Annotated in this window: 9 protein-coding genes and 1 tRNA gene; 1 reads left to right on the forward strand and 9 read right to left on the reverse strand. The window is 48.8% G+C overall.

The window, feature by feature from the left end:
* Nucleotides 1-30: 30 nt before the first annotated feature.
* The 7 genes from QFZ51_RS11425 to QFZ51_RS11455 all read right to left on the reverse strand — a co-directional run bounded on the left by QFZ51_RS11425 (nt 31) and on the right by QFZ51_RS11455 (nt 13,024).
* Nucleotides 31-1,737, reverse strand: coding sequence for a hypothetical protein (locus QFZ51_RS11425; protein WP_429045908.1), 1,707 nt, complete (start codon nt 1,735-1,737; stop codon nt 31-33).
* Between the two features lie 11 nt (nt 1,738-1,748).
* Nucleotides 1,749-3,011, reverse strand: a complete 1,263-nt coding sequence (locus QFZ51_RS11430) for an MFS transporter (protein WP_429045910.1) — start codon at nt 3,009-3,011, stop codon at nt 1,749-1,751.
* A gap of 6 nt (nt 3,012-3,017) precedes the next feature.
* Nucleotides 3,018-4,067, reverse strand: coding sequence for a glycoside hydrolase family 130 protein (locus QFZ51_RS11435; RefSeq protein ID WP_429045911.1), 1,050 nt, complete (start codon nt 4,065-4,067; stop codon nt 3,018-3,020).
* A 1-nt stretch (nt 4,068) separates the two neighbouring features.
* Nucleotides 4,069-5,568, reverse strand: coding sequence for a RagB/SusD family nutrient uptake outer membrane protein (locus QFZ51_RS11440; protein WP_429045913.1), 1,500 nt, complete (start codon nt 5,566-5,568; stop codon nt 4,069-4,071).
* Between the two features lie 29 nt (nt 5,569-5,597).
* Nucleotides 5,598-8,675: a SusC/RagA family TonB-linked outer membrane protein gene (locus QFZ51_RS11445; RefSeq protein ID WP_429045914.1), complete on the reverse strand. Its 3,078-nt coding sequence runs from the start codon at nt 8,673-8,675 to the stop codon at nt 5,598-5,600.
* A gap of 271 nt (nt 8,676-8,946) precedes the next feature.
* Complete coding sequence (locus QFZ51_RS11450; protein ID WP_429045916.1) at nt 8,947-11,946, reverse strand: response regulator; 3,000 nt, start codon at nt 11,944-11,946, stop codon at nt 8,947-8,949.
* Between the two features lie 43 nt (nt 11,947-11,989).
* The gene (locus QFZ51_RS11455) at nt 11,990-13,024 is read right to left on the reverse strand and encodes a ligand-binding sensor domain-containing protein (protein WP_429045918.1); all 1,035 of its coding nucleotides are present in this window, start codon (nt 13,022-13,024) and stop codon (nt 11,990-11,992) included.
* 207 nt (nt 13,025-13,231) lie between these two features.
* On the opposite strand from QFZ51_RS11455, the gene QFZ51_RS11460 reads away from it, so the two are divergent.
* Nucleotides 13,232-14,605 carry an aspartate kinase gene (locus QFZ51_RS11460; protein ID WP_429045920.1) on the forward strand — a complete coding sequence of 458 codons (1,374 nt, stop codon included), beginning with the start codon at nt 13,232-13,234 and terminating at the stop codon, nt 14,603-14,605.
* Here the strand turns inward: QFZ51_RS11460 and QFZ51_RS11465 are convergent.
* Nucleotides 14,577-14,918 carry a DUF1016 N-terminal domain-containing protein gene (locus tag QFZ51_RS11465; protein ID WP_429045921.1) on the reverse strand — a complete coding sequence of 114 codons (342 nt, stop codon included), beginning with the start codon at nt 14,916-14,918 and terminating at the stop codon, nt 14,577-14,579. The genes QFZ51_RS11460 and QFZ51_RS11465 overlap by 29 nt on opposite strands.
* A gap of 299 nt (nt 14,919-15,217) precedes the next feature.
* A tRNA-Leu gene (locus QFZ51_RS11470) sits at nt 15,218-15,301 on the reverse strand.
* Nucleotides 15,302-15,353: the final 52 nt, after the last annotated feature.

Below are 15,353 nucleotides of genomic sequence, written 5' to 3' on the forward strand. Positions count from 1 at the left end.
TGTTTAAACCGTTTGGCCAGTGTATTTAAACTAAAAGCTGACCGTTACTTCGTTTATCAGCAACCGGTTTCCCTCTTTACTTACTTTTCCGCCGGGTGGTGTAAACACCAATACTGCAGGGCTAAGCCCCGGTATCACCAGGTTGTAAGCCTGTTTCACTTTGCGGGCAATAAACTGCCGGGTAATCGTATTATAAATATCCACTGGCTGATCACCTACATTTACGGTGACTGTTTTTTCTTCCATGTAGGGATTATAGTAGAGATAGGACGGGTAAGCTTTCTCTCTGAAAAAATCTGTGGCCAGCAAATTCAGTTGTAATATACCAGGTACCGTGGTGGTGCGGATAATACTGCCGAAGATCCCTGCATGCCCGCTGCCATATACGCTGAATTGCGATACATCGGGATTTCCTTTGGCCCATTGCGGGCCATCGCCCTGTGCTACCGGCGCTTTAAGGTGTGCATATTCAGGATAAGAGGAAGTATGGATAATGCCTTCATAGCCAATCACGCCTTTTGTGATAGAAGCTTTTTCCGGGATGGTTTCATGGTCATCGGGCATGTACTGGGTGTAGAAGAAGCGGGCGGCGTTGCTGGCATTCAGCATCCATTTGCCTACGGCAGCGGCATAGGAAGGATCATAGCGTACCATGGCTACGAGTGGCCACGCGGCATCAAAAGTATTCATGAGAAAGCCGTAACCGCCCCTGTCTGTTGTGCTGCCTACAATACCTGATATGTCAATGCCATTCCAGTTACCTGCCAGCACGCCCCATCCCTGGCGGCATTGAGGGTCGCCGTTAAATGTCCATTCCATAAATTTTTGCACATTGAAGTGTTGGCCCTGTTCTGCATTTAGTCTTGCTGCCATATAAGCGCCAAAAGGCATCAGCACTTCATAGTTGGTATTATGTGGCTGCTGCTCCAGCGTTTGCAGGGCCTTTATGGCATGCTGCAGGTAGCGCGGATCGCCAAACTTTTTGTAGGCGGCATATAATACATAAGCATGACCGGCAGCGGCGTCCTGTTGTTTACAGATCTGGTTATCTTTTGGCTGCATTTGTGCATAGTCGAAAAACGAGTGATCATAGTTGCCGTTCAGCACCGAATCAGCTGCGCAGAATTTTTCCGCAATACGATGCGCCAGCGTATCAAATCCCGGCATGTTGGGATAATGATCATAGATGCCATAAAAAAGAACGTTCGGATATACATCATACCACCAATCGCGCCCATAACCACCGCCGAGCAGGGCTACTTCCGGGCAGGTGTTATTCATCATAATATCCCAGCCTGTTTCGCGGTTGAAATAATTTTTCAGCATGGCCACATAGTTAATACCCTGTTGCCGGCTTTTGTCAATACCCACCAATGTAGCGCCCAGCGTGGCGCCCATGGTAGCAAGCGCTTCATGGAATATTCCCTTGTGATGCAGGGGCCCCTGGCGCTGATCGTCCATCGCGGTATAAAGCCCTACTACCGGCTGATCAAAATTGTGCCGGCTGCTATCCCACCACACCAGTGGCCAATGGGGATCCGTGGTGTTAAAGTTGTAAGCGGTGCTGTCGAACTGCCGGGCCAGGGCATACCAGTCTATGATCTGTAGGGGCTGCGGCATATCGGCCATGGAGTCCAGGCGGGGCAGGTGTTGCTGCACCACCGGCGACGGCGTAGTTGTTTTACAGGCCATCCATAGCAGGCAGAGTACGAACCCCGTTGTTGTTAATTTTACCATGCTTATAAAATTTATACCACTACAGTGGTTTTTTCAGTAGTTTCTTTGATCAGCGCTTTTCCTTCTTTGATAATACTTTTGCCTACCGCAATGGAAAGTAGTTGCAGTATGGCAATGATAATGATGGCATACCGCAGCGCCACTTCGGTGGAGAAGTAGTAAGCCAGGAAAATAAAGGTACCGGCGCCCAGGAAGCGCCCGGCATACAGGCCCACTTCATGATTGAGGATATAGGCGTATACGTTACGTTTTTCTTTTTTGGAAAGAATATCAATCACGTTGAATTGAATAGGAAAATAGGCCATGTCGAGCAGCGGTTTTGCCAGCAAAAGGAATAGCATGAAGATTACCACGCCCGTGGCGTTATAAAAGGCGCCGTTGAAAATAGCCGCCAGCGCAAAACATATGAGTCCTCCTGAAAAAATGGTGATCCGGTGTTCCGGTTTCGCCGCCCTGCCAATAATATACATCAGCACCGCGGCAATGATGGCACCCACCGATTGGGCGGTGCCTAATGCCCCTTCTTTTCCCAGCAGTAACATGATCAGCATAGCGGGCGCCGTTACCAGGTAACCCTGTGCTAACCCCTTCAAAGATGCCAGCATCAGCAATTTGCGCCAGTAAGGGTGGAAGCGCAGGTACAGGAACGTTTTTTCATCCGGGTTGTGGAACTGCCCCCTGAAGCATACTACCGAAGCAAGGATGGTGATGATAAATACCAGCCCGGTAATAATGCGGTAGGCATTGTTGACATTGATTTCACCGCCGGACTCTATAAACCAGCCGATACAGATAGGCACTACTACGGCGATGATAGTATAAAAGAACGTTTCAAGACCATAGTAATAATTGCGGTTTTGATCATTGGTGATGGATAACGCCAGGTAGTCACGGTTGGCCCAATAGAAGCCAAACGACATGCCCATAATAATACCCGCTATCCCAATGCCGGTGAGGTCCAGCGTTTTGAGCGACATCATCACGATCATGGATACGCCGCTCAGCAGCATACCGGCCGAATACAATGTTTTAATGTTGAAACGGCTCAGCAAAAAACCATTTAATAAGAAAGTAAGTGGGATACCGGTGTAAATGGTGAGCTGATAGATCACCACTTTCGTAGGGTCGTTAGAGTTACGCATCACATAAGCCGCCACAAATATGTCGATCACCGGCAGTACGAGTGCATAAATCATATTGGTGAGCACCAGTATACGGAAGTTTTGCGGCTGCTGGTTGAAATGTTTTATTTCTGCAGAAAGGTTTTTGAGCATAAGTTGTTATCTTTTTAAGGATGAAAGTATTTCCCCGATAGAAAACCTTGCAGCGCATACTACTTCGTCGGCAGCGCCGTAATAGATGGTGACTTCATTGCCTTTCACAATATGCCCGTTTGTAAAAACCACCTGCCCGAAAAAGCCGGTAAGCTCGTAAGGGGCTTCGGGTATCATAATAGGATCATCGCTGCGTGCCAGCACTTTGGATGGATCGTTAAGGTCCAGCAAAACGGCGCCCAGCCCGTACTGGTGCTTTTCATTGGCGCCGTGATAAATTTCCAGCCATCCGTCTGTTGTTTTAATGGGAGACGCACCGGCGCCTACCCTTGCACTGTCCCAGTAACCCGGGCGGGTCCTTATTAAGCATTGGTGCTTTCCCCAATGCACCCCATCCGGCGATTGTGCCAGCCAGATGTAGTTGCCGCCAAGGTCCACGCTGCTGGGCCGGTGCAGGGCATAGTACCTGCCGTTTATTTTTTCATCAAATAATGCACAGTCCTTATTATGCGGAGGTATGATCATGCATTGATCTGAAAATGTTTTCCAATCGCGGGTAGTGCGCATGCCTACTCCCACACCATTTGATGATACCGCGGTGAAGGTGAGATAATAGGTGTCTTCTATTTTTGTTACCCTGCAGTCTTCCACACCAAATGCTTCCAGCGGTCCTTCTCCATGCAGCTGTGGATAGCCTTCAGGCTCGTGGAAGTGAATGCCGTCTTCGCTGCAAAACAGCCGCAAATGGGAAAGCGTGGTGAGGTAGTCGTCGCCTTTATAACGCAGTATCCGCGGGTCGGTAGCATCCAGGTGCGGATCATTTTTAAAGATTTCCCTGATTTCTATTCCGCCATTGAGCAGTACAGGGAATGAAATGATATCATGCTGTTGTTGCGGCCTTTCTGCTACGCGGATGATCAGCCATATTTTATTATCGTACTCAAAAACGCCCGGGTTCAGCAAACAGGCTACTTCCAGACCTGGCCTGCTGGGCCGTACATCCGACGGTTTCAGCAATGGATTTTCGATAAAGCGGTTAGCGGTAACCTGGTTCATATTAGTAGCCGGTGTTTTGATTAAGTTTCAGCAGGTCTGCTTCTCTTTGCGGGATAGGCAACAGCTTATTAAAAGATTGCCAGCCATTGCCGTAGTCCTTGTATCCTTTCAGGGGATCGGCATCCGGGGCTTTGGCCAGTATGGTCTGTGCCAGGTTCCATCTCACCAGGTCATAATAACGATGGCCTTCCATGGCAAGTTCCACGCGTCTTTCATGTTGGATGGCGGTAAGGAGCGCTGTTTTATCATTGGCGGTAACAGGCGGCAGGGCAGTAGCCGGGTTGGCTGCATACTTGCGTGCCCGCGCCCTTATTCTTTCCAGGTCGGCGCGTGCATCGGTGAATGCACCGAGGTTAGCATGACATTCGGCTTTCCACAGTATTACATCACCCAAACGGATATACGCAAAGTCTACTCCGCCATCATCGATGGGGTTTACATTGCTCATAAACTTGCGCACATTGAAACCGGTTACCGGCGACCAGGCCGGATCGTAGTTGCTGCCATCGAGGTATTTATCGCCTGCCTGGAAAAGGGTGGCCGCCCTGCGGGGATCACCGGTTTCAAAAGCATTTACAAGGTCTTTGGTAGGAATTTCAAAGCCCCAGCCTTTGCCCTGTGGTGCGAATACAGCATTTAGTACAGATCCCTGGGAAGGTGTTTTGCCTGCATCATGACGGGCAGCAAAGATGATCTCACCTGCCTTTTCTCCAACACCGTTAAAATTATCTTCATAATGATCCAGCAACTGGTAATTACCTTTTTCCACTTCCGCAATCTGGTTTAAGCAATCCTGCCAGCGCTGCCGGTACAGGTAAGTTTTGGCCAGCAGGGCGTGCGCGGCGCCGGTAGTAGCCCGTTGGTAGTTATCAGCATCATAGGTGGCGGGTAACATACTGAAGGCTTGTGCCAGATCACTTTCTATCTGTTCATACACCTGTGCCACGGGTGTACGCACGGTATTATCGGTCATATTTTTTTCAGGCACCAGCAAAGGGATATCGCCAAAGTTGATCACCAGCCGGAAGTAATAAAAAGCGCGCAAAAAATATGCTTCGCCTTTCATCCGTTTCAGCAATGCCGGATCCAGGCCGGGAACGCCGGCGCCGTCCTGCGCCAGCAGCGTGTTACAGGCGTCCACCCCTTTATAGTTAAAACGCCAGATGCCCAGCACATTATTATTTTCCGGGAAGATGCCAAAGGTCTGCATCCGCCGCATGTCTTCCTGGTCGCCCAAACTACCGCCGCCTTTCACCGCATCATCGCTCATCAGATCGCCTATTACCCAATCGCGCGGTATGCTGCTACCATCATCCCAGCCCCAGTCACCGCGGAAACGGTTGGTAATGGGCAGATATGCAGCATCAGTAGCCATCACAAAATCATTGGCTTCTGTAAAAACATTGCCTCCTGTGAGCTTTCCCTGCGGGAACTTTTCCAGCTGCTTGGTGCAGCTCATTATGCTAACAGCAATTGATATAATAACAACTAATTTTTTCATGGTGTGTTGATTTTAATAAAATGGCATTCCTAGAAACCGAATTGCAAACCAAAAGTGTAGGTGCGGGAAGGCGGATAAGTACCCATGTCAATACCCACCGCCATATCAGCATAATTGGCGAGGTTCTCGTTGGTATACAACTCCGGATCCATGCCGCCATACTTGGTAATGGTAAACAGGTTTTGGGCGCTTACATAGATGCGTGCATTGGTAAAACCGATGCGTTGCAGCAGGGAAGGCGACAAGGTATAACCCAGCATCGCGTTTTTAAGCCGCAGGTAGCTGCCATTTTCCACATAGCGGTCGGAGGTGCGGCGGTTGTTGTTAGGGTCAAGGAAGGTGGCCCTGGGTGTTTTGTTGCTGGTGCCTTCTCCATGCCAGCGCTCATTGTAGAAATCTTCCTTGTTATTAAATCCCCGTCCGTCGAAACTGTTGATGATGTTATCTACTTCATTATAGATCTGGTTGCCCTGTACCCCGTTAAAGAACAGGGTGAGGTCAAACTGTTTGTAATTGATACCGGCATTCAGGCTGTACAGCAGCTTGGGATTAGGATTGCCGATAATAGTACGGTCTGCATCATCAATTTTTCCGTCGTTATTGTAATCAACAAAACGGATATCACCGGGTTTGGCATTGGGCTGATACAGTTCGCCTTTGCTGTTTGTATACTGCGCTACGTCCTGGTCGTTCTGGAATAAACCATTTGTTTTGTAACCATAGAAAGAGCTGATAGGCTGGCCTTCCCTCAGGATTACGCGACCGGAGCCGGCGGAAAATATCTGTTCACGGCCTTTGTATAACGACACTACCTTGTTGCGCAGGGTAGTAACGTTGGCGGCTATATTAAGAGAGAGGTCTTTCTGCAGGGATTGTTTATAGACGGCGGTAATTTCCAGTCCTTTGTTACTCATTTTAGCGCCGTTTACATATGGTGGTGTGGCATCGCCGTTGGTGTAGGAAGAGGGCAGCTGTATGAGAATATCTGAAGATTGTTTGTTGAAATAATCCACGCTGAGGGTCAGTGCGCCTTTCAGGAAACCTGCGTCCACACCGATGTTGGATTGGGTAGTGGTTTCCCATTTCACATCGGGGTTACCACGGCTGATTACCTGTAAAATATTATTGCTGGTGGAGTAAATGGTGGCAAATGGATAAAGGCCGATATCCTGGTTGCCCAGCTGTCCCCATCCTCCGCGGATTTTGAGGTCATTCAGCCAGGTCACATCTTTCATGAAATTTTCATGGGCAATGTTCCAGCCGGCAGAGAAAGAGGGGAAATAGCCCCAGCGGTTGTCGGCGCCAAACCGGGAGGAAGCATCCGTCCGCATGTTTACATTCAGCATGTATTTGTTATCATATGCGTAGGTAACCCTGCCGAAGTAAGACATCAGCGCCCATTCTTCCAGGTTGCCGCTGTTAAATTGCTGACCGGAACCGTAGTCCAGGTAACGCAGGCTGGCGGAAGCATCGGCGCGGTTATCGTAGCCATTACGGGATGCTGCGAGGTAGTCTACCTTGGAAGAAATATATTCGGAACCCAGTGTTACGCCCACATTGTGTTTTTCATTGAACAGGTGATTGTAGCTGAGTACATTGGTCCAGTTATACGTAGTATAGCGGTTACGGAATTTATCGAGCCCTTTGTCTTTATCCTGCATCAGCGTACGGTCGCCGGGTATTTGCCCGCTGTACTGCTGTTGTTCCGCCACATAAAAATCGGTACCCAGATCACTGCGGAGTTTAAAATCATTCAGAAAGCGGGCTTCTGCAAACACGTTACCCAACAGGCGGTATTTGCTCATGGTGCGGGTACGGTAATCAGCAATGGCCAGTGGATTTTTTCCATCACCATAGAGCAAAGGATTTTTATAGAGATCCGCCGGCGGCAGGTCGGTATAAAAACCGGTCTTATCATCATAGAGCGGAAGCGCATTGGGCCTGATAAGCGCATAGCGTACCACGCCTGGTAAGCTGCCTGGCCGTGCGCCATCGCCGGAAGCGCCTATTTCCTGGGTACGGTCGTAGGTAAGGTTCAGGTTTTCACCTACCCGCAGCCAGCTTTTTACTTCGCTGCTTACATTGGAGCGGAGCCCGTACCGTTTGAAATTGGAGTTTACAATCGTACCATCCTGGTTTACTACGTTGCCGGCCAGGTAATAGCGGGTTTTATCCGAGCCGCCGGAGAAAGCCAGGTTATAACGCTGGGTGAGCGCCTGCCGGAAAATGGCGTTCAGCCAGTTGGTATTGGGCAATTTGGCGGCATCGTCCTGGTTGCGCGTGGAAGAGCCGTCGTTGGCAAAAGCCTCGTTTTGTAATTCTATAAACTGGCTGGTACTCAGCATATCGGGTAACCCGCTGGCATTGGCAATGCCATAGGCGATGTCGAGATTAATTTCGTTTTTACCGGCTTGTCCTGTTTTGGTGGTTACGAGTATTACGCCATTGGCTGCGCGCGAACCATAAATGGCTGCCGCTGCCGCATCTTTCAGCACTTCAATGGAGGCAATGTCGTTGGGTGAAATGGTGTTCAGCCCGCTGTTCATAGGCACTCCGTCAATAATATAAAGCGGGTTGCTGCTCTGGCTGAGGGAGCCAATACCCCTGATGCGTACGACGGCTTCGGTACCGGGTGCGCCGGTAGGCGAGGTAACGGAAACACCGGAGGCCTGTCCCTGCAACGCAGTGCTGAGATCGACCGCCTGCGTTTTAGCAAGGCTTTTTCCATCTATGGAGGAGATGGCGCCGGTCACCTGGCTTCGCCGTTGCGTACCATAACCGATTACCACCACATCTTTCAAGGCCACTTCATCTTTTTGCAGGGTTACATCGAGGGCGCCGCTGCCGGAGTACGGGATTGTTTTGGTCAAAAATCCCATAAAGGAAAATTGCAGCGTAGCAGGACCGCCGCCGCTGATGGTAATGGTATAGCTGCCATCCACCCCTGAAACAGCGCCGTTTTTGGTATTGGGCTGTACTACGGTGACGCCGGGGAGGGCGCCACCCTGCTCGTCGCTAACACGACCGCTTACTTTCACCTGGGCATAAGTTGCCCCGCCAAGCAGCAGCAGTATCATAGCTGACATTAATTGTGTCCAGTTTTTCATTCGTAAGAATTTAATGGTTCCGTCCCCCTGGAAGAACCGGTTTGAGAAATGTATTTAACGTTGGATTTGAATGGAATTTACAGGCCGTGCATCACCTGTTTTTTCATACGCCGGAATATTTTTTTTGATTGATTTGGATGAGCTAAAGATAGGTGTAAGGAGCGGGAAGCGACTGTACTATAGTTACAAATAACTGTACAATTGGGAGAATTTATAATTGGTATATATTGATAATCAAGTGGTTGTATGTTTACTTGTCTTGTGCGCCAAACTATACCATGGTTTGTTGTTCGCGATATTCATTGGGGGAGCAGTGGTACATCTTTTTAAACTCACGGAAGAAATAAGACTGGTTGTTAAAACCTGTTTTGTAGAATATTTCGGCCACGGTAAAACGGGTTTTTACCAGGAGTTGGGCAGCTTGTTTTAACCGGATGTAACGGATAAATTCTGCCGGTGTCATATTGGTAAGTGTTTTCAGCTTCCGGTATAATTGCATTTTGCTGAGGAGCAAATGCTTTTCCAATGCTTCAGCATTTAATCCTTCTTCATCCATCCGGTTTTCTATTATCTGTACCAGTTCCTGCAGGAACTGTTTGTCGGTATCCGGCATATCGGTTTCTTCCAGTTGGCCGAATGGATGATCCCTCCGGAAGATTTCGTGCAGGCGTTGGCGGTATTCCAGCAGCTTACGTACTCTCACCTGTAAGTGATCAGCGTAGAAGGGTTTGGGAAGATAGGCATCTGCACCTGCTTCGTAGCCTTCTGTTTGCTGGTCGATGGCGCTGCGGGCCGACAGGATAATAAAAGGAATATGACAGGTACTGGCGGTATTCTTTACTTTGTCGCAGAGTTCCAGGCCGTTCATATCGGGCATCATGATATCGCTGATGATCAGGTCGGGCAGGGTTTGCCGGATCAGCTCCAGTGCTTCATTCCCATTACCGGCTTCATATATAATATACTGACCGGCAAGCAGGTCTTTTAATAGCTGCCGGATGGCGTATTCATCTTCCACTAACAAAATACTTTTTTTACCCACCTCCTGTACGCTTCGGATGCGGGACAGTTTGTTGGGATCAATCACCGGCGCCGCCTGGGGTAACAGGTCGGCAGTAATGGATTGCAACAGGTAGGAGGGAACAGGATTGGCAGGCGCCTCCTGTTGCTGCAGGTAAGTGTTGCCCGTTTCTGAAAGCGGGAGCTGTACATAAAAGGCCACGCCGTTATTTTCATTTGCCGCACGGATGCTGCCATTGAGCAGGTGTACCATTTGCTGGGTAAAAGCCAGCCCGATGCCCGTTCCGAATGTGCCATGTGTGGCAGTAGCGGTACTGAAAAAACGGATAAACAAGTTATCCAGTTGTTCGTTGGAGATGTGGCTACCGGAATTATACACATAGAGGTGCAGGCAGTCGTTCGTTTGTTGGGCGCGAAGCAGGATGGATTCTTCCCGGTTGGTATATTTACAGGCATTGCTCAGCAGGTTAAACAGGATTTTTTCCAGTTTATCTTTATCCATCGCTGCAATCATAGCCGGTGCAATATGGATGTCAAAACGCAGGGCTTTTTGCTGGCACATAGGTTTAAACAAGGCCGCAATATTTTCCAGGAGCGCGGAAATATTAAGCGCGGAATAATAGTTTTTCAGAAAACCGGCTTCGGCCCTGCGGAATTCGAGCAACTGTTGCACCAGGTAGGTAAGCCTGGAGGCATGCTGATGTACAAGCGCCTGGTGATACGTGTCGCCGGGTTGTTCCCGGCTGCGTTCTGCCGCACCAACGATCAGCGTGAGCGGTGTTTGCAGTTCGTGGGCGATGTTGGTAAAAAAGCGAAGTTGTTCTTCGTGTACTTCTTCTTCTTTTTTACGCAGCAGGTGTTCCATTTCCAGCTGATGCTTCATGGCCAGTTTATTTTTCCGGTACAGCCAGAAAGCAGTACCCGCGCTGCTCAACAGTACCAGGTACAATAGGAACGCAGGCCACGTAAGCCAGAAATATTGTTGAATGGTAAGGGTGAACAGTACGCTGGGCGGCGTCCATACGCCTTCCCCGTTACTCCATTTTACTTTCAGCACATACCGGCCGGGAGGTACATTGCTGTAAGCGATTCTGCCGTTACCACCGGTGTACTGCCAGGTTTTATCGTAGCCTTCCAACAGCCAGGCGTATTCACATTTTTCTGCGTGAAGAAAACTGACGGCTTTTCCCTGCAATTCAAAAAAGTTATCCCGCCTTGCCAGCGTATAGGCGGCGGTATTATGTTCCCCGGGTTGCAGTACCTCCAGGCCGGTTTCATTTGTTTTGCCGGCCAGTTGTAATCCTGATACCAGCAGGTTAGGATATACACGGCGTTCCTGTATATTAGCCGGTATGAAATAATTGAAGCCATATACGCCACCAAAGTAAAGCCGTCCTGCGGGATCTTTCCAAACGGCCCCATCGCTAAACTCGTTGCTTTGCAATCCATCGGCCTCCTGGAAATGAGATATTTCCGCAGTAGCGGGATTGATGCGCGCCAGCCCTTTATTGGTGCTCACCCAGATCAGGCTGTCGTTATCCTGCGTAATGGCATGAATGGTATTATTGGGCAGGCCGTTGCCGGTATTATAGCGGGTAAATGCTGGTCGCGGTTTATTGATATCTGCTTCTGCAATATAGTTCAACCCATAGCTGGTACCTATCCATAACCGCTGTTTGGTATCGCGGTAAAGTGCCAGCACATCGTTATGTGATAAGCTGCCTTCGTAACTAAAGGCCTTAAATACCTGGAATTGTTGAAGCTTTTTATTGAACAGGTTAAGTCCGCCGTAGCGGCAGCCTATCCATAACGAGTTGGCAGGGCCGGGAGCCAGTGAATAAATGATATCATTGGCAGGGCCACTATTGCTGCCATTAAAAGTATATTGTTGGAATGCCGTTACGGCGATATCGCCACCCTGCCGCTGAATACGCAGATGTACCAGCCCGTACCCGCTGGTGCCCAGCCATAGGGAGCTGTCGGCATCCGGCAGTATGGCATATACAGAGCCAAACACGGGTAATTTGTTGCTGCCGCGTACCTGTTGCCAGTTGATGAAGCGTTTATGCAGCTGGTCATAAATAGCAAGACCTTTGCCATCGGTGCCAATAAAGATGATACTATCCATGCCACGGCAAAGCGCAAAAACGGAATTATCTTCCAGTTCTGCCGAAAATAGCTGTTGGTGCGTAGCGGCGGGTTGCCGGGTGAAGTTGGACAAACAGATGATGCCGCTGCCTTTGGTGCCCACCCAAAGATCGTTGCCATTGGCACAGAAGGCGCGTATCGGTTTATTAAAAGCGGCGCCCGCCGGTAATTTTGTTTACGGTGCCGAAGTATTTTGTTTGCGGGTATATTTTGATGATGCCATTGCCATCTGTTCCGCACCATAACACCTGTTCGTTGCTGCCGCTGGCCCAGGATATGATTTTCATGTCCTGCAGCTGCCGCGTGGCTTCGGGCAGCAGGTGCGTGGGCCGGAACTGCGCATCATACTCTCCAAAGCCTTGTGTTACCCATGCCAGCAGGTAATGCTGGTTGTAGATAGTCATGGCGTTTACGGCATGCGGAAGCAGCGCCTGCAGTTGTGCCTGGTGGGTACCGCCCGATACTGCCATCAGCTCGTGTGCGGCGGTGGTGAAAAAGATCCTGCCGTTAACGGAGAACAAGGCCTGCACATTGGTATAGCGCTGTAATAAAGGCCATTGTGCCTGCCAGTCGGCATATATCTCCAGGCTGCCATCGCCGCGGAGTACCCACAGGTGGTTAGCGCTGTCAAATACTGCTTTGCTGATACGGTTATTACCAGCCGGGAGCGGGCATACCACAAAAGAATCGGTGGCGGCATTGTAACGGGTAAGTCCCTCCTGCCGGCTCAGGCAGTAAAGCTGTCCGGCGGTATCGGCGATCAGCCGGTATTCCTGCTCGCTGATGCGGCTGCGTTGTTGGCGGCCGTAAAAGTAATTATAAAATTTCCCGGTTTGTTTATCGTATCGCGATACCCCTTCGATGGTGCTGAGCCAGATGCGCCGCTGGCCGTCTTCCGTTACCTGCAGCACCACGTTATTGCCGATGCTGTGCAGGGGGTTGTCTTTGCTGTAATTAAATACATGAAAGGCGGTGCCATCGTACATATTCAGCCCGTCCCAGGTGGCGGCCCACAGCAGCTTATCGGAATCCAGGAACAGGGAATTAACTGCGCTGTTGGAAAGACCGTTGCGGTTATCAAGTTGTTGGGTATAGTAAGACGCTGTGTCACCCGCGAAAACAGCTGGTGCACAGGTGAATATACAGATCAGCAGGAAACAGACCAGAGACAATCGCTTCATAACGTGCCGGTTTACGGTGGCATTACCGTTGACATCTGTTAAGGTACTAAATTTCTGGTTGTGAGGAACGTAGGGAATGCCTAAACATTTCAACGATGATTTTTCATATACGCCTTTGCCGGAATAATACCCATTTCCTCCGGATAGCATACCTTATGAAGTTTTTGATAGCTTTTATTCCATTAATAAATTATATAGCTTCGCAGCATGTTAACTGTGGAAAAAATCGGTGGCACGTCAATGAGTGCCCTGAAAGATGTAATCGACAATATCATTTATTATGGCCGTACCGGCGATAGGTTATACAATCGTGTCTTTATTGTTTCTGCTTTTTCTGGCGTTACAAACCTGCTGCTGGAGAATAAAAAAACAAAAGCGCCTGGAGCCTATCATCAATTCGCCACTGGAAATGATTACCATCAGGCACTTGAATCTGTAAGACTTCACCTTAAAGAGTTGAATGCCTATTACCAACCGCTTGGGCTGAACATAGCAGAAGCCAACGAAGTGACGGACGGCATTATTAACCGGGTGCTGACATATCTCGACAGCGCAAACACCATGTTGGCCTCGGGGTACCTTAATGAAGGCATCCTGCTGGCTGTTCGTGAGATCCTGGCTTCCGTAGGAGAAAGTCACTCGGCTTTTGTGCTGACAAATATCCTGCGGAACAAAGGGCTTAACGTAGCGCTGGCGGACCTGAGCGGCCTGGGGGATGGACGTTCACTAACCATTGATGAACGCATCAGGGAAGAATTTGAGCGTCTCGATCTTAAAAGCTGCCTGTGTATTGCAACGGGGTATGTGAAAGGAACAGAAGGGATCATGAGAGAATTTGACCGCGGTTATTCTGAGGTAACTTTCAGCAGAATAGCAGAACTACTCCGGCCTGAGGAAGCTATTATCCACAAAGAGTACCACCTGTCAACCGCGGATCCCGGATTGGTAGGCATAGAAAACGTAAAACCGGTTGGCTATACCAATTACGATATTGCAGATCAACTGGCCGATGTCGGGATGGAAGCTATTCATCCTAAAGCTGCAAAGCCACTGGAGATATCGCGTATTAACCTGCGGATCAAAAACACCTTTGAACCTGAACATCCGGGCACGCTGATCACTAAAAATTATATTTCTGAACATAAGAGGGTAGAAGTCATCACCGGCTCAGACCAGCAATTGCTCATCGACATCTATGATCCGCTAATGGTAGGCGCCGTAGGCAGCGATCTCGATATCATGCAGGTATTTGCCCGTTACGGTGTCAGCTATACTTTTAAGGCTACCAGCGCCAACAGCATTAGTATCGTTATTTGGGAAAGTGATTTGAAACAGCAGCTGCTGAAGGAACTGAAGGAAAAATATGAACATGTGACTTTGGAACCTATTGCAATGGTATGTTTGCTGGGTTCTAATATGGATCAGCCGGGATTGTTAGCCAAAGCTACTGCTGCACTGGCCAATGCAGATATCAATATATTAAGCGTTGGAGTAGCATTGAGAAAGGTTAATTTCCAGTTCGTGATTACAAGGGAACACTTCAAAGCAGCGATCATTGCACTGAATAAAGCGGTAGGATAATTTTATTTTCCTTCTTATTTTTTCGCTTCAGGAAAATCGACATTGATACAAATAAAGTAGGGTTGTAAGTCTCAAAGTTTCTCCCGTATTGACTCCTCAATTGTGTCGACAGCGTCGACACAATCTGTTTGGCATACGCCGCCCGTTTATTTTTAAGGATTTCATTGTTGATGCGCTGGCCAATCTGCCAGAAAAGTATTGTAAGAGTACTGTTAGCATGTGAAAATACTTGTCGTTGACTTTGCTCAATAAGCTGCGAGAGCTCGTTGAATAAGGACTCTTCGATTGACGTTACGCTTCTTCCTTTTGCCATTGTGCTTAATTTATTAGCAATCCAGTATTGAGGAATGCCAGATTCTCACGTTAGATGAATAACCTGAAAATTAGATAACGAAAGAATTATAAGCGTTAATTGGAAGTTAATGCGACAGGAGAATAATTCAATTGTAAAAGGAAGTGTGGTTCGATTTCCCTCTAAAACTCATTTTTGATGGAAGCCATTATCGAACCGCCCGACTGAATGAAGCAGTAAAGCTAATATACGCGCTGGACACGGGTCTTCCTAAAATAAAAATGGACAAACCAAGAGTAATCTCGATTTGTCCACCTTCGTGCCCAGAACTGGATTCGAACCAGCACACCCTTGCAGGCGCTGCGACCTGAACACAGTGCGTCTACCAATTTCGCCATCTGGGCAACTGATATTGTGTCAGGGGTTGCAAAGATAAGCAGCTAAAACTTTTTACCA

The sequence above is a fragment of the Chitinophaga sp. W3I9 genome, from assembly GCF_050434025.1.
Classification (GTDB): domain Bacteria; phylum Bacteroidota; class Bacteroidia; order Chitinophagales; family Chitinophagaceae; genus Chitinophaga.